The following is a 15357-nucleotide window of genomic DNA, read 5'->3' on the forward strand; positions in this document are numbered from 1 at the left end:
CGGCAGCGCGAGGCCCGCGATCCGCCACCGGCGAAGCGGATCGCGCCGGCCGGCGGCTGGCGAAGCGGGGCGGCGGGGCGCGAGCGTGTCGTCGCGGGCGGCGGTGTCGGTCATGGAGGGCAGCTCAGCGCGACGCGTCGACGAGCGGGCGCGCGAACGACGGATCGATCAGCGTATCGACGATCTTCGCGGGATCGACGCCGGGCTTGGTCAGCTGTTCGGCCGTCAATACGGGGGCGGCCGCCTTCAGCGCCGCGCGCTGGATGTCGCCCGGAACGGGATCGCTGAAGTCGTTGCGCTGCAGCTGCAGTTTCGCCACCGGCAGCGATACCTTCGATTCGTCGGCGACGATCTGAGCGGTGTCGGCCGGATGCGCGACGATCCACTGGCGCGCGCGATCGTAGACCTTCAGCACGCGCGTGACCGCCTGCGGGTACTGGCTGGCGAACGCGTCGCGGACGTTCAGGAAGCCATAGGTGTTGAACGCAACGTTGCGATAGAGCAGGCGCGCGCCGTCGTCGAGCTGCGCCGCGGCCATGTGCGGATCGAGGCCGGCCCACGCATCGACCTGGCCGTTCGCGAGCGCGGTGCGCCCGTCCGGATGCTGCAGGTTGACGATCTCGACGTCGTCGCGGGTCAGGCCGACCGTGTGCAGCGCGCGTAGCGTGAACAGGAACGGATCGGTGCCGCGCGTCGCGGCGATTTTCTTGCCCTTCAGGTCCGCGAGCGAGCGGATCGGCGAATCCTTGCGAACCACCAGCGCGGTCCACTCGGGGCGGGAGAACACGTAGACGGTATGGATCGGGTTGCCGTTCGCGCGTGCGAGCACCGACGCGAGGCCCGCGGCGGAACCGAAATCGACCGCGCCGCTGTTCAGGTATTCGAGCGCACGATTGCTGCCCAGGCTCAGCACCCAGCGAATCGACGTGCGGTCGGCCTTGAATTCGTCTTCGAGCCAGCCGAAGTGGCGGATCACCAGGCTCTCCGGCGAGTAGTACGCGTAGTCGACGCGGATCTCCGCGGGCGTCGCGGCGCGTGCGTGCACCGGAACGAGGCTGGCGAGCGCGGCAACGACGAGGGCCGCGGATTGCCACGCGCGGGACCAGGACAGCTTCATCGGGGATTCTCCGGAAGGGCGGCAAGATGCCGCGAACAGGCAGGGTGACCGGTCAATGTAACGAAGCATCGGCGCGCCGTGAACGAAGCAATTCGCGATTGAACATGCACGCTGCTGCTAAGCGTGGACGGCGGGCAACTTTATGACGCGGGCCGATTAATTTATCGATTTATATCGCTTGGGATAACGGAATCGGGAGAACAGAATGCGTGCTGCCGGAACGTGATGGCGTCGCGTGTCGGGAAGCGCTCGGCTGCCTGGGTTCTCTGCCGGTCGCGATTGAATACGCCCGACTTCCGGCTCCATGCGGACCTCGCCGGTCATGCGGCGAAAAACTAAGGAATGCGATGAGTTCGATCGATCTGAACGCCGTGACACCGGTTTCCTCGCCCATTCGTTCGGCAAGCGACGTCGCGCGGCTGATCAACACGGTGGACAGCTCGGTCAGTCATGCCCGGATGATCGTGCTGCTGGCGCTCGGCGGCGTGTTTCTCGATGCGTACGACCTGACGACGCTGTCCTACGGGATCGACGACGTGGCGCGCGAGTTCGGCCTGACACCCGCGCTGACCGGGCTGGTCGGGTCGGCGATCATGATCGGCACGATCTTCGGCAGCCTGATCGGCGGATGGCTGACCGACAGGATCGGCCGCTACCAGGTGTTCATGGCCGACATGCTGTTTTTCGTGGTCGCGGCGATCGCGGCCGGGCTGGCGCCGAACGTCTGGGTGCTGATCGGCGCGCGCTTCGTGATGGGGCTCGGGGTCGGCATCGACCTGCCCGTCGCGATGGCGTTTCTCGCGGAATTCTCGAAGTTCAACGGTCGCGGCAACAAGGCGTCGCGGCTCGCGGCGTGGTGCCCGATGTGGTACGTGGCGTCGTCGGCCTGCTTCCTGCTGATCTTCGGGCTGTATTTCCTGCTGCCTGCCGAGCACGCGGGATGGCTGTGGCGCGCGTCGCTGATCTTCGGCGCGGTGCCCGCCCTCGTCATCATTCTGTTCCGGAACCGGTTCATGAACGAATCGCCGCTGTGGGCCGCGAACCAGGGTGACCTGGCCAACGCCGCGCGGATCCTGCGCGAGTCGTACGGGATTCATGCACACGAAGCGGAAGATGCCCGACGCGCGCCGAGCCAGCCGCCCGTGCGCATTCGTGTGCTGTTCCAGCGCCCATACCTGGGGCGCACGATCGTCGCCAGCGTGATGAACCTGTGCATCCCGTTCGAATACACGGCGATCGCGTTCTTCCTGCCGTCGATCCTGTCGCAGTTTCTCGGCGCGGGCGTGTTCGAAACGATCGCGGCGTCGCTGGCGCTGAACGTGCTGTTTGCGTTTACCGGCGGCTTGCTGGGCATGCGCCTTGCCCATCGCCATGCGTCGCGCCATGTCGCGATCGCGGGGTTCGCGCTGCAGTTCGTCGCGCTCGTGGCGCTCGCGCTGGCAGGGCATCCGCATGGTGCAGTCGCGATCGGCTTCGTGCTGCTGATGCTCGGCACCTGGCTGTTCGCCGAAGGGTTCGGGCCCGGCGCGCAGATGATGATCTACCCAACGCTGTCGTATCCGGCGGCGATCCGCGGCACCGGCGTCGGCTTCGGGCGTTCGCTGTGCGGCATCGGCCAGGCGCTCGCGCTGTTCGTGCTGCCGATCCTGCAGGCGCGGCTCGGCACGGACATGTTCTGGGTCGTCGCGATCAGCGCCGCCACGCCGATCGTGTTCCTGCTGATCGTGCGTTACGAGCCGACGGCGCGGGATATCGACGACGACGGCGCGGTTTGAACGCGATCGAGGTCGCTCATCGTCAGGGAAACGCGCGCACGGTGGGTGCGCGCGTCGTCGTGGGTTGGGTTGCCGCGGCCGTAAGATTCGCCCGCTCGAGGGACGAGCGCGGAAGCAGCGCCCGCATCGGGGCTGCACCGGTTGTCGAGTGAGGGAAGAGGGCCGATCAGGCGGCGTGCCGGGCGAGTGGCGGCCCGACGCACCGGTTGCTGCTCATCGTGAAGCCGGCCGGCCCGCACACTGCGGGCCGACCAGCCGCCGAATGTTGTCACGCTCAGGCAGCCGCCCGTTCGGCATCGCGCTTGACCTGCTCGATGTCGCGATACTGCGCGGCCGGATGTTCGTCCGGCAGCCGCGCCGACCCGCCGAACAGTTTCTCGCGCAGCGTGCCCGGCGCATAGCCGGTCGGATACACGCCGCGCCGCTGCAGTTCGGGGACGAGATAACGCACGACGTCCTCGAAGGTTTCGTGCGCCACCGCATACGCGAGGTTGAAGCCGTCCACGTCGGTGGCCGCGACCCATTCCTGCAGGATGTCCGCGACCGTTTCCGCCGACCCGACGAACACCGGCCCCAGGCCGCCGATGCCGCCCCAGGCCGCCAGTTCCTCGATCGTCCACGCGGTGTCACCGCCCGCGAGGTGCTCGACCGCCGACACGATCGCATTCGTTTCGACGCGCCGGACGGGGTCGTTCGGCGCGTACTGGCCAAAGTCGATGCCGGTCCAGCCGGACATGAACACCAGCGAGCCGTCGTACGACACGTACTTGCGGTATTCGTCAAACTTGGCCTGCGCCTTCTCGTCGGTTTCGTCGACGATCACGGTGACGAGGTTGTAGATCAGGACCTTGCTCGCGTCGCGCCCGGCGGCCGTGGCCTGCGCGCGCACCTCGGCCACGTAGCGCGCGAGCTGCGGGCGGGTCGGCGCGGCGACGAACACGCATTCCGCGTGCTGCGCGGCGAACGCCTTGCCGGGGCCGGACGCGCCGGCCTGGAACAGCACCGGCGTGCGCTGCGGTGACGGCTCGCACAGGTGGTAGCCGGGCACGTCGAAGAAGCGGCCCTTGTGGCCGATCTCGTGCACCTTCTCCGGATGCGTGAACACGCGGCCGTCGCGATCGCGGACGACCGCGCCGTCTTCCCAGCTGCCCTCGAACAGCTTGTACAGCACCTCGACGTATTCGGCCGCGACCGCATAGCGGTCGTCGTGCGTGCGCAGGCCGTTGTCGCCGACGTTCTTCGCACCGCTTTCAAGGTAGGACGTGACGATGTTCCACGCGAGCCGGCCCTTCGTGTGATGGTCGGCGGTCGACAGCCGGCGCGCGAACGTGTAAGGGTGCTCGAACGTCGTCGACGCGGTGATGCCGATGCCGAGATGCTCGGTCGCCATCGCGATCGGCGCGGCGAGCTGCAGCGGATCGTTGACCGGGATCTGCGCGGCCTGATGCAGCGCGTGGTAGTTGCTGCCCTTGTAGACGTCGTAGTAGCCGATCACGTCGGCGATGAAGATCGCGTCGAAAATCCCGCGTTCGAGCACGCGGGCGAGGTCGGTCCAGTAGTCGAGATCCTTGTATTGCCACGACCGGTCGCGCGGATGGGCCCACAGCCCGGGCGACTGGTGGCCGACGCAGTTCATCTCGAACGCATTGAAGCGGATGGTCTTGCTCATTGGGCGGCTCCTGTCTCTGCGTGCGTGCTCGCGCTCGAACTCGCCCCCGGGCCGTTGCCGATCTGCCAGACGAACGGCGGCGTGCGCCCGTTGATGACCCAGTCGCCGACGATCCGCGCCTTGTAGACGAGCGGGTTGTGCGACGACACGGTGCGCGCGTTGCGCCAGTGACGATCGAGCGCCGTCGTGCTGCGGGTCGCCGACGCGCCGAGCGCGTCGAACAGGCGCGTCGCCGCGCGCAGCACGAGGTCCGACACGACGAGCTGGCTTTGCGCGGATTCGATCTCGGCCGCGACGTTCGCATCGTGCTCGGCCGCCTCGTCGCCGCCGAAGTGCGCTTCGTAGGCCCGTTGCAGCGGCTGCGCGGCGCGCAGCGCGAGCGCGTCGGCCGCATAGGCCCACGACGCGATCTCGCCGATCACCTGCTGCAGCTGCGCGTCGTCGGCCGCGCGCGGGGCGTTGCCGTGGCTGTACACGCGGGTGCGGCGACGCACCAGGTCGCCCGCGTCGCGCACGATCGCGTGGCCGATGCCGGCCAGCGTCGCGACGTGGAAGAGCTGGTAGAACGCCGTCTGGTACTTGAAGCGTCGCGCGAAGTCGATCACGTCCCGTGCGTCGACCGTCGCGTCTTCGAAGCGCGTGGTGCCGCTGCCGGTCGTCGTCTGGCCGAAGCCGTCCCAGTCGTCTTCGCGGATCACGCCGGGCTGCGCGGTCGAGACGGCGACGATCACGTCGCTGCCGTCGTCCGCGCGTTGCGCGAACACGTCGATCCAGTCGGCGAACAGGCTGCCGGTGCTGTAGAACTTCCGGCCGTTCAGCACGAGCCGGCCATTCTTTTCGGATACTTTCGTGATGGTCTGGCCGAGCGCCACGTCGCCGGTTTCCGTCCATGCGTTGCCGACGAGCTGGCCGCTCGCGAAGCGGTCGAACCAGGTCTGGCGATCGGCGCCGGGCGGCGCGTTCAGCCAGTCCTCGACGAACGCGAAGTGCCCGCGCAAGGCCTGCGGCAGATTGGAATCGGCGGCGGCGAGTTCGGTCAGCAGCCGGAACAGCTGCGGCAGCGACGCGCCGGCGCCGCCGTCGCGCACCGGCAGCCGCACGGCGCCGAAGCCGGCGGCCTTCAGCCAGCCGATCGCCTCGTGCGGCAGCTCGCGGCGGCGTTCGCGTTCCGCGGTGCCGGCCGCGATGCGTTCGAAGATCGGCCTGAAGCGGCTGGCAAGCGCGTCATAGTCGGTGCCGGTGGAAAGTTCGGTTGCTGCGGGAGACGAAGTCATGCGGAGGTCCTTGAAAGGCGGGGCCGTCGATGCCGGCAGGCCAGTATAGGAATCACGCTGCGCACGATCCAATAACGGATTCGTACATCGTTATCGTCACCGGGCATTACGCGGGCGAGGCGGCGTGGCGTCGATGCCGGGGCGTCGATTTCGTCGCTGACGCGCGATTCATGGCGGGCCGCGCACCGCATCGTTTGTCATGCGAAGGAATATCGTTGTGCGAATCGCTCGGTTTGCCGGCGTGCGGGGCGCTGCTAGATTGAATGTTTCCGTCAATCAGCAGGAGAGCCCGATGTCAGAGACGAGCGCCACGATCCAGGAACGGCCGGCCGATACGCAACCGCAAGCGGCGCACGTGATCGCCGATGACGCGCAGGCCATCGCGGCCGCGCATGCACTTGCGCAGCGGCTCGCGGAAGGGGCGGCCGAGCGCGACCGGGAGCGCCGGCTGCCGCGTGACGAGATCGAATGGTTCTCGCAGTCGGGGCTGTGGGCCATCACCGTGCCGAAGGCATACGGCGGCGCGGGCGTGTCGCACGTGACGCTGACGGAGGTGGTGAAGATCGTCGCGGCGGCCGATCCGTCGCTCGGGCAGTTGCCGCAGAATCATTTCGGGCTGGTCGACGTGATCGCGCTGACCGGCACCGACGCACAGAAACGCCACCTGTTCTCGGAAGTGCTGAGCGGCAAGCGATTCGGCAACGGCTTTTCGGAGAAAGGCACGAAGCACGTGCTCGACCTGAAGACGCGCGTGCGGCGGGACGGCGACGATTACGTCGTCGACGGCACCAAGTTCTATTCGACCGGCGCGCTGTTCGCGCACTACGTGCCGGTGCTTGGCCTCGACGACACGGGCCAAGCGTGGCTCGCGTACATTCGCCAGCCCGCGCCGGGGCTGACCGTGATCGACGACTGGTCGGGGTTCGGGCAACGGACCACCGCGAGCGGCACCGTCGTGCTCGACAACGTGCGCGTGCCGGCGTCGCATGTACTGCCGGCGCAGCGCGTGTCGGATCTGCCGACGCTGAACGGCCCGCTGTCGCAGATCATCCAGGCCGCGATCGACGCGGGCATCGCGAAGGCCGCGCTCGACGATACGCTGGCGTTCGTGCGCTCGCGCACGCGGCCGTGGGTCGACAGCGGCGTCGAGCGGGCGGCCGACGATCCGCTGACGATTCGCGAGGTCGGCCACCTTCACATCCAGCTGCATGCGGCGGAGGCGCTGCTCGAGCGCGCGGCGCGTACGCTCGACGAGATCGCGGCGAGCGGCGACGTGACCGACGACGATGTCGCGCGTGCATCGGTGGCGGTGGGCGAGGCGAAGGTGCTGACGACGGAGATCGCGCTGCTCGCGGGGGAGAAGCTGTTCGAGCTGGCGGGCACGCAGTCGACGCTGGCCGAGCACAACCTCGACCGGCACTGGCGCAATGCACGCACGCATACGCTGCACGATCCGGTGCGCTGGAAATATCACCTCGTCGGCAACTACTACCTGAACGGCGTGCGGCCGGCGCGCCATGCGTGGAATTGAACGCGTGACGATCGTGGTGTCATGGCTCGGTGACGAATGAGTGCGTTACCGCGGTCGAACACCACCACGCGATCATGATCGAACCCGGCATTGCCTTCGTCGAAGCGCAATCGCCGGGTATCGGGCAGGCGAATGCTGTACGGAGAGCGCTACTGCGCCAGCGCGGCGACGCGACGAAATCGCCGCATCCCCATGAGTCGCCTTACCGAGACGAGTCAGGCAACGTGTAGTCGAAGCGGTACGAATGCAGGCCGTTGTCGATGATGATGATCATCGAGCCGGCGAGCCCCAGCAATTCTCCGGTGCCGGAATCGGGCACGACGGTGATCGACTGCTGCGGCTGCCCGCGCGTCATGGTGGAGCTGTGCTGCAGGACGAAACTGCCGTGGCGGCCGCCCAGCGCGCCTTGCACGGTTTCCATCGCCACATAGCCGGCGGAGCCCTGGACGCTGCTTCGAAACGCGAGCATCTCTCCCTGGCTGACGGCTTCCAGGTCGCCGTGATACTGCTTGTCCAGCGACATGCGGCCGAGCCCGGTCGGTTCCGCGACGGCACTCAGGGATTCCGGATTCAGCTTCACTTCAAACGGACCATTGGCCAGCAGTGTCATTGCAGCGCTCCTCGTCGAATTGGCAACCCGCACTATAAGCCAACCGGGTGTTGCAGGAGGTAACGGTTTGCCTGATCGGTCGGAATCAAGGGCGCATCGGATTGCGGATCGTATGCCGCGCGTCGCTTGCGGCGATAATCGGGATCCCGACCTCGACCGCTTTCCCCGATGACTCTCCCTGCGTTCGCATCCTTTCAGGATCTGGCCAACGCGTTGCTGGCTTGACGAAGACTCCACGGTTCGATTGTTTCGAATCGCCGCGACCCCGTCGGCGCGCAACGCGATGCTTCAATCGTCACCTGCCTGATAAAGCGCCCGCACCTGCGTCAACTCGTCGATGAACTGCTCCTTGAGCGCTTGCGGCCCGAGGATCTTCACGTGTGCGCCGAACCCCAGCAATTTCCGCGCGCCGTGCTCGATCGATTCGATCGGCATCAGGAACGCTTTCCATCCCGGCGGCAGCTCCGTGTTGCCTTGTTCCGGCGCGACAGGCTCGGCCTTGATCCGCGCATTGGCCAGCCAGGTTTCGCCGCGTGGCGACACGGCGATATGGGCGGTCAGCCGATTGAGGTCGGCTTCGTACCGGCTCATCGCGTCGCGCCAGTGCGTCGCGAGGTCGAATCGCGCGGGCCGCTTGAAGCGGCGGCGCGATGCATCGAGTTCGAGGATATTCGCGAGCCGGAACGTGAGTACGCCGGGCTTGCCGGCCACCCGGGCAACCAGGTACCACGCACCGCCCTTGAGCACCAGGCCGAGCGGTTCGAGTGCGCGGCGGGACACGCCGCGCCAGCTCCGATACTTCACGTCGATACGGTACGAACCCCACACCGCATCGGCCACTTCACGCAGGAAGGCCGGCGTTTCCTGCGCGCGGTACCAGTCGACGGTGTCGACGTGCAGCCGGCTGGCGACGCGATCGGCATGCTCGCGCGAGCCGGGCGGCAGGCTCGCGATCATCTTCAGCCGAGCGGAAGTCGCCATGCCGTCGAGGCCCAGTTCTCGCGCCGGCCCGGGCAAGCCCGCCAGAATCAGCGCGTGCGCTTCGTGCTCGGTGAGCCCGGTGAGATCGGTACGCCAGCCGTCGCTCAATTGAAAGCCGCCGTTGCGGCCGCGATCGCCCCAGATCGGCACGCCGGCCGTGGAGAGCTGGTCGATGTCGCGCAGGATCGTGCGCTCGGACACTTCCAGCGCTTCCGCGAGCGCCGGTGCGGTCATCCGGCCGCGCGCTTGCAGCATCATCATGATCGACAACAGGCGGCTCGCTTTCATGAACGACACGTTACCTCAAATACCTGACATGAGGTGTCATGTTTTCGGGCTTATGCTTTTCCACATTCCCGATCCGTTTCATCGACGCGGGTGACGCAGCATGACATCACGAGGGATCAAACGATGAAGATCATTTCCGGGCCACTGAGCATGTTCGGGGCGAAGGTCGAGATCGCGGCGCACGAGAAGGGCATCGAGTTCGAACTGGTGATGGTGCCGTTCAGCCAGCGTCGCGGCTACGATCCCAAGCATCCGGACGTGCTGCGGATCAACCCGAAGCGGCAGGTACCGGTGCTGATCGACGGCGATCTGGAACTCTTCGATTCCACGCAGATCTTCGAGTATCTCGAGGACCTGAAGCCCGATCCCGCGCTATGGCCGGCGCATCCGGCGGCGCGCGCGATCGCGCGTCAGCTCGAGCACTGCAGCGACGAAATCCATTTTCCGCATGTCGTCAGGCTGATGGGGCTGGAGGAGACACCGGACGATCCGGCGGCACAGGCTGCGCGCGCCGCGGCAGCCGAATACTATCGGCGCATGGAGCACGTGCTGGCGGATCGCGCGTTTCTGGCCGGAACGTATTCCTATGCCGACATCGCGTTCTACATGGCGCAGCTGTTCGGCGCGCGCAAGGGCGCACCGATGACGGACGAAACGCCCCGCCTGCTCGCGTGGCGTGAACGGATGACGGCACGCTCCGCCGTGCGCAAGGTCGCCAGTGCGATGGCCGGCTATCTTGCGTCGATCGGTGAAGCCGTTCCCGACTTTCTTCGCGGGCTCGACTAGCCACGTTCGAGCGCGGGCAGGAGACGCCCTTCAGATGCAAGGGCAACTGAAGGCCGCACGGGCACCGTCGGTGTTCAGCCGCGGATGAACGCGAGCAGATCGGCGTTGATCGTCTCGGCGTTGGACGTGGGCATGCCATGCGGGAAGCCGGAATACGTCTTCAGCGTGCTGTTCCTCGCCAGCTTCGCCGACAGGAGCCCGGAATCCGCATACGGGACGATCTGGTCGTCGTCGCCATGCATCACCAGCACGGGGATCGTGGTGCTTTTCAGGTCCTCGGTGAAGTCGGTCTGCGAGAACGCGACGATGCCGTCGTAGTGGGCTTTCGCGCTACCCATCATGCCCTGCCGCCACCAGTTCCAGATGACGCCTTGCGATGGCTTCGCGCCGTCGCGGTTGTAGCCGTAGAACGGGCCGGCCGGCACGTCGTAATAGAACTGCGCGCGGTTCGCCGCGAGTTGCGCCTGGAGGTTGTCGAACACGTCTTTCGGCAGGCCGCCCGGATTGCTGTCCGTCTTGACCATCAGCGGAGGAACGGCGCTGATCAGCACGGCCTTGGCCACGCGGTCCTCGCCGTGACGGGCGACGTAGTGGATCACCTCGCCGCCGCCGGTCGAATGGCCGACATGAACGGCGCCTTGCACGCCGAGGTGATTCACGACCGCGGCGACGTCGTCCGCGTAGTGATCCATGTCATGACCGTCCCAGACCTGGCCGGAGCGCCCGTGGCCGCGACGGTCGTGTGCGATCACGCGATAGCCCTGTGCCAGGAAGAAGAGCATTTGCGCATCCCAGTCGTCGGCGCTGAGCGGCCAGCCATGATGAAAGAAGATGACCTGCGCGTCGCGCGGCCCCCAGTCCTTGTAGAAGATGTCGACGCCATCCTGCGTTGTGACGTATCCCATGTCTGCTCCTGTTCGGTGGGCGATATCGATCCGTGACGGTCCTGCCGGTCGCGAGCGTCGCCGGGCCGGCGCTGCGCATGCGGTGGCATCCGCGGCCCGCCTGCCTTGGCGATGCACTTACTCTAGGTTTAAAGTTAGGTTTAATGTCAACACGCTGGAGAGGCAGGTATGCGAATCGGGGAGCTCGCGAAGCGCAGTGGCCTGACGGCCTCGCGGATCCGTTTCTACGAGGCTGAAGGGTTGCTCACGGCCGTCGAGCGCGGTGCGAATGGTTATCGGGACTACGGCGAAGACGCGGTGTGGATGCTCGAGATCATCGCCGGCGCGCAGAGCGCCGGGTTCTCGCTGGAACAGATCCGCCATCTGCTGCCGTTGAAAGCGGGCAACTGGCAGCATGACGGGCTGGTGGAGGCGCTCGAACGGAAAGCCGCCGAGATCGACGCGATGCAGAAGCGCCTCGAGGAGAACAAGGCGCAACTGCGCGTCGCGATCGACAGCATCAAGAACCGGCCGACCGAACTGACCTGCTCGGAGCGTACGCGCTGGGTGATGGACCGGTTGCGCAATCCGGGCGAGGTGTCGACACCCGGCAAGGGTCGTCGCACGACCGCCAAATGATCCGGCACTGGCATGCTGAGCGCCTGCCGGTCGCCCGGATGCAATCCGACGTACCCCTCTATTCGTGCCCTTGACCTTGAAGTTGACTTAAATCTTAGAGTGCTTGCTGACGGCGGTGAGTCAGCGGGCATCGGGTGTTGCCTGCCACGGTCGATCATCGACGAGAGGCAACGAACATGGACAGGCGTTTTACACAGGTCGAATTCGGTCCGCACAAGGTCGACGTGCCCGAAGGCGGGTACTACGACCGGTTCCGGATGAACCCTGACCTCGACGAGGTGGCGCGCGATCCCGCGGCGGGGAACATCGATTTTTTCCGTCGGATTCCGAAGCGTCAGGTCGCGTCGCGGGTCGGCCCGACCTGGGCGCCGAATTTCTACTACCGTTCCAGCAGCATTCAGCTGCTGTTCCTGGCGCCGCTCGAACGCCTGCGGACCACGCTGCCGGTGCCGCTCGAGCCGCTGCGCGCGCTCCCCGGGTACGGGCTGGTCGCGCTGACCTTCTTCTCGTATTCGGTGTGCGACAACGATCCGTACGACGAAGTGTCGGTCGCGTTGGTGATCCGCCGTCCCGGCGCAACCGGGTCGCACGCGCTCGAGCTGCTCGATTCGATGCGGCGCCGAAGCTTCTTCGCGCACGTGCTCGCGCTGCCGGTCACCACGGAAATCGCGCGGGTGCGCGGCGTGCACGGCTATCAGCTGCCCAAGTGGCTCGCCGATATCGACGTGAACCTCGGCGCCACCGCCAGCGCCCGCATTGCCGGCCCGGGCGGCCGGCCGGACCTCAGCCTGAGCGTGCCGATGCCCGCGCTGACGAACGTCGCGTCGCAGTCGCACATGGGCACGTCGACGATGATCAACCGCATCGACGGCGAATGGCACCAGACGTTGGTGCAGACGAATGCGCTATCGTTCGCCCAGCGCCTGCTGCCGCGCAACGTCGAGCTCGTGCGGCACGGCGGCCCGCTGAGCCAGTTGCTCGACGGACTGGGCGCGTCGACCATCCTGCGTCTGGACGTGGTGAAGGACGCGCAACTGGTGCTGAACCTGCCGACCCCGTTGAAGGCCTTCGATGAACCCGGAAAGCCACGCTGACGCCACGCCACTTCGCGGCACGCCCGCGCCGAAGGAATCGCCCATGACCCGTCCGACCCACGATCTCGTCGTATTCGGCGCCACCAGTTTCGTCGGGCAGATCCTCGCCCGCTACCTGGCCGAGTACCTGTCAGGCAGCGGCGAAACGCTGCGCTGGGCCATCGCCGGCCGCTCCGAAGCAAAGCTCAGGCGGGTCAGGGATACGCTGGGCGCGGCCGGGCAGTCGGTGCCGATCATCGTCGCCGACGCGGCCGACGAAGCGCAGCTTCGCGCGCTCTGCGCGCAGACGCGGGTGGTCGTGTCCACCGTCGGCCCCTATGCGCTTTACGGGGAGCCGCTGGTCAGGGTCTGCGCGGAAACCGGCACCGACTACTGCGACCTCACCGGCGAGACGCAGTGGATCAAACGGATGATCGACAAGTACGAGCCAGCGGCCCGGCAATCCGGCGCGCGCATCGTCCATTGCTGCGGTTTCGATTCGGTGCCGTCGGACATGGGCGTGTTCTTCCTGCAGCAACAGGCGCGACAGCAGTGGGGCGTGCCGGCAGCGCAGGTGAAGATGCGGGTGAAAACGCTGAAGGGCGGCGCGTCGGGCGGCACGGTGGCGAGCGTGATCAACGTCGTCCGGGAAGCGGCGGCCGATCCCGCGTTGCGAAGGGAACTGCTTGATCCGTATTCGCTGTGCCCGAAGGGGCATGGCTTCACGGCCCGCCAGCAGGCGGTGCGATCCGCTTCATTCGATCGCGACTTCGACGCATGGATCGCGCCGTTCGTGATGGCGGCGATCAACGAGCGCGTCGTGCATCGCTCCAATGCGCTGGCCGGCAACGCGTACGGCAGCCGCTTCACATATGACGAAGCGGTGATGACGGGCACGGGCCTCAAGGGCCGCCTGACCGCGGTGACGATGGTGGCCGGTCTCGGCGCGTTCATGGTGGGTGTCGTCATCAAGCCCGTGCGCAGCCTGATGGAGCGCTTCCTGCTGCCGAAACCCGGCGAGGGGCCGAGCGCCGCGGCGCAGCTGGCCGGCCGCTACGATCTGCGCTTCTTCGGCCGCACCGACGACGGGCAGACCCTGCGCGTGAAAGTCACCGGCGACCGCGATCCGGGCTACGGCTCCACCGGCAAGATGCTCGGCCAGGCCGCGATCAGTCTCGCGCTGGATTGCGTCGGCGACGGCGTCAAGACCGGTCGCGGCGGCGGCTTCTGGACGCCCGCGACGATGTTCGACGCGCGCTACATCGAGCGCCTGGAGCGCCATGCGGGGCTGCGTTTCGAAGTGATTTGAGCGCGCATCGTCCGCGCGCCATTCGACAGGAAGCCGATAAAGATCGGATTGCGAATCAACATCGGGAGACAGCTGACAGTCACGACGACACAGATGGCACAGATGGCCGGGCACGATTCGGCCGAGGAGTATCGGAACATGAAGATCGGGGAACTGGCGGAACGCACCGGCCTGACCCCTTCGCGCATCCGCTTTTACGAACGCATCGGTCTGTTGACGCTCGTCGAGCGCGAAGCGAACGGCTATCGCACCTATCCGCAGGAAGCGGTGACGGTGCTCGACCTGATCACGGCCGCGCAGAAGGCGGATTTCAGTCTCGACGAGATTCGCACGCTGATGCCGGCCGACCTCGCGCAGTGGCCCTGCGCTTCGTTGCTGGACGCGCTGTGTCGCAAGGTGCGGGACATCGAGGCGCTGGAGGCGCGGCTCGCGCAAAGCAAGGCGCAGATCATGTCGCTGATCGCCGACATCGCCACGAAACCGGAGTCGGTCGATTGTGCAACCCATGCGAAGCGGTTACTGTCGCGCATCCCCTCGGGGCATGCGGTGGAGGGTGGCGGGGCTGCGACTGCCGCCGCGGATCTCGATGAAGCGGTTGTGCGCCGCCGGTCGCCCCGCACCTAGCGGCACCGCGCCAGCGCATCCCGTCACAGCAACGCGACGACCTGTTCCGCGGTCGCTTTCGCCGATTGCGGATTCTGGCCGGTCACGAGCCGGCCGTCGACGACGACATTCGACGTGAACGGTAGCAGCGCCTTCTCGTAGCGCGCGCCACGCAGCTGCATCTGCGCCTCGACGTTGTAGGGCACTTTCTTCGCGACGCCGGCCAGGATTTCCTCGACCCACGAATAGCCGGTGATCCGGCGGCCGGCCACCAGCAGCGAGCCGTCCGACAGCTTGGTATTCAGCAGTCCGCAGTAGCCGTGGCAGACCGACGACACGATACCGCCGCGCTCGTAGATCTCGCGCGTGAGCCGCTGCAGCCCAGCATCGTCCGGGTAGTCCCACATCACCGCGTGGCCGCCGGTGAAGTAGATCGCATCGAAATCGGCCGGATCGATCTCGTCGGGGCGCGCGGTGGTGGCCAGCAGCGCTTCATTGGCCTTGTCGGCGCGCCACGCTTTCGTGGCCGCGTCGGCGTGCGGCCATTTGAGCGAGCGCGGCTCCAGCGGCGACAGGCCGCCCTTGGGGCTCACCAGCCGCTGCTCATAGCCTTTCGCCGCGAAGATGTGATGGGCGTGGGTCAGCTCGGACAGCCACAGGCCGGTCGGTTGCGACGGATCGGCGTAGTGCGCGACATTGCTGACCACGTGAAGGATGCGCTTGCTCATGATGCGGTTCCCTTTCATCGGCCACGGGCGGACGTCGTCGACGCGCCGCCGGATTGTCGGATGGCAGTACCCATACCCATGGCCTCGATA

General features: G+C 66.8%; 14 protein-coding genes. 7 read left to right on the forward strand and 7 right to left on the reverse strand.

Annotated elements, in window-relative coordinates; genetic code table 11:
* Positions 1 to 124: 124 nt before the first annotated feature.
* Entirely contained in the window at positions 125 to 1117 is a 993-nt protein-coding gene (locus G3N96_RS21150) for an aliphatic sulfonate ABC transporter substrate-binding protein (protein WP_206138361.1), read from the reverse strand.
* Positions 1118 to 1464: 347 nt separating this feature from the next.
* Between G3N96_RS21150 and G3N96_RS21155 the strand changes: the two genes are divergently transcribed.
* Positions 1465 to 2892 (forward strand): MFS transporter, encoded by a 1428-nt coding sequence (locus G3N96_RS21155; RefSeq protein ID WP_206138362.1) that lies wholly within the window; start codon positions 1465 to 1467, stop codon positions 2890 to 2892.
* A gap of 274 nt (positions 2893 to 3166) precedes the next feature.
* Here the strand turns inward: G3N96_RS21155 and G3N96_RS21160 are convergent, their stop codons facing one another.
* Positions 3167 to 4561, reverse strand: a complete 1395-nt coding sequence (locus G3N96_RS21160; protein ID WP_206138363.1) for an LLM class flavin-dependent oxidoreductase — start codon at positions 4559 to 4561, stop codon at positions 3167 to 3169.
* A complete protein-coding gene (locus G3N96_RS21165) occupies positions 4558 to 5835 on the reverse strand; it encodes an acyl-CoA dehydrogenase family protein (protein ID WP_206138364.1) in 1278 nt (425 codons plus the stop codon). Before G3N96_RS21165 ends, G3N96_RS21160 begins: the two co-directional genes overlap by 4 nt.
* A 292-nt stretch (positions 5836 to 6127) precedes the next feature.
* Between G3N96_RS21165 and G3N96_RS21170 the strand changes: the two genes are divergently transcribed.
* Entirely contained in the window at positions 6128 to 7366 is a 1239-nt protein-coding gene (locus tag G3N96_RS21170; protein ID WP_206138365.1) for an SfnB family sulfur acquisition oxidoreductase, read from the forward strand.
* A 202-nt stretch (positions 7367 to 7568) separates the two neighbouring features.
* On the opposite strand, the gene G3N96_RS21175 is transcribed toward G3N96_RS21170, so the two are convergent.
* Together G3N96_RS21175 and G3N96_RS21180 are read right to left on the reverse strand one after the other, a co-directional pair.
* A complete protein-coding gene (locus G3N96_RS21175; RefSeq protein ID WP_206138366.1) occupies positions 7569 to 7976 on the reverse strand; it encodes a DUF3224 domain-containing protein in 408 nt (135 codons plus the stop codon).
* A 288-nt stretch (positions 7977 to 8264) separates the two neighbouring features.
* On the reverse strand, positions 8265 to 9245 hold the full coding sequence (locus G3N96_RS21180; protein WP_206138367.1) for a YafY family protein: 981 nt from the start codon (positions 9243 to 9245) through the stop codon (positions 8265 to 8267).
* A gap of 123 nt (positions 9246 to 9368) precedes the next feature.
* Here G3N96_RS21180 and G3N96_RS21185 point away from each other — a divergent pair, with 123 nt between their 5' ends.
* Complete coding sequence (locus G3N96_RS21185) at positions 9369 to 10031, forward strand: glutathione S-transferase family protein (RefSeq protein WP_206138368.1); 663 nt, start codon at positions 9369 to 9371, stop codon at positions 10029 to 10031.
* A gap of 74 nt (positions 10032 to 10105) precedes the next feature.
* Here G3N96_RS21185 and G3N96_RS21190 read toward each other — a convergent pair whose 3' ends face one another.
* Entirely contained in the window at positions 10106 to 10936 is an 831-nt protein-coding gene (locus G3N96_RS21190) for an alpha/beta hydrolase (protein ID WP_206138369.1), read from the reverse strand.
* A 168-nt stretch (positions 10937 to 11104) separates the two neighbouring features.
* On the opposite strand from G3N96_RS21190, the gene G3N96_RS21195 reads away from it, so the two are divergent.
* From G3N96_RS21195 to G3N96_RS21210, 4 genes are all read left to right on the forward strand, one after another.
* Positions 11105 to 11554: a MerR family transcriptional regulator gene (locus tag G3N96_RS21195; RefSeq protein ID WP_206138370.1), complete on the forward strand. Its 450-nt coding sequence runs from the start codon at positions 11105 to 11107 to the stop codon at positions 11552 to 11554.
* A gap of 176 nt (positions 11555 to 11730) precedes the next feature.
* A complete protein-coding gene (locus tag G3N96_RS21200) occupies positions 11731 to 12648 on the forward strand; it encodes an acetoacetate decarboxylase (RefSeq protein ID WP_206138371.1) in 918 nt (305 codons plus the stop codon).
* 43 nt (positions 12649 to 12691) lie between these two features.
* Positions 12692 to 13936, forward strand: a complete 1245-nt coding sequence (locus tag G3N96_RS21205; RefSeq protein WP_206138372.1) for a saccharopine dehydrogenase NADP-binding domain-containing protein — start codon at positions 12692 to 12694, stop codon at positions 13934 to 13936.
* A gap of 138 nt (positions 13937 to 14074) precedes the next feature.
* Positions 14075 to 14560 (forward strand): MerR family transcriptional regulator, encoded by a 486-nt coding sequence (locus G3N96_RS21210; protein ID WP_206138393.1) that lies wholly within the window; start codon positions 14075 to 14077, stop codon positions 14558 to 14560.
* A 23-nt stretch (positions 14561 to 14583) separates the two neighbouring features.
* On the opposite strand, the gene G3N96_RS21215 is transcribed toward G3N96_RS21210, so the two are convergent.
* Positions 14584 to 15267: a type 1 glutamine amidotransferase domain-containing protein gene (locus tag G3N96_RS21215; protein ID WP_206138373.1), complete on the reverse strand. Its 684-nt coding sequence runs from the start codon at positions 15265 to 15267 to the stop codon at positions 14584 to 14586.
* Positions 15268 to 15357: the final 90 nt, after the last annotated feature.

The sequence above is a fragment of the Burkholderia sp. Se-20373 genome (assembly GCF_017104705.1).
GTDB lineage: Bacteria > Pseudomonadota > Gammaproteobacteria > Burkholderiales > Burkholderiaceae > Burkholderia.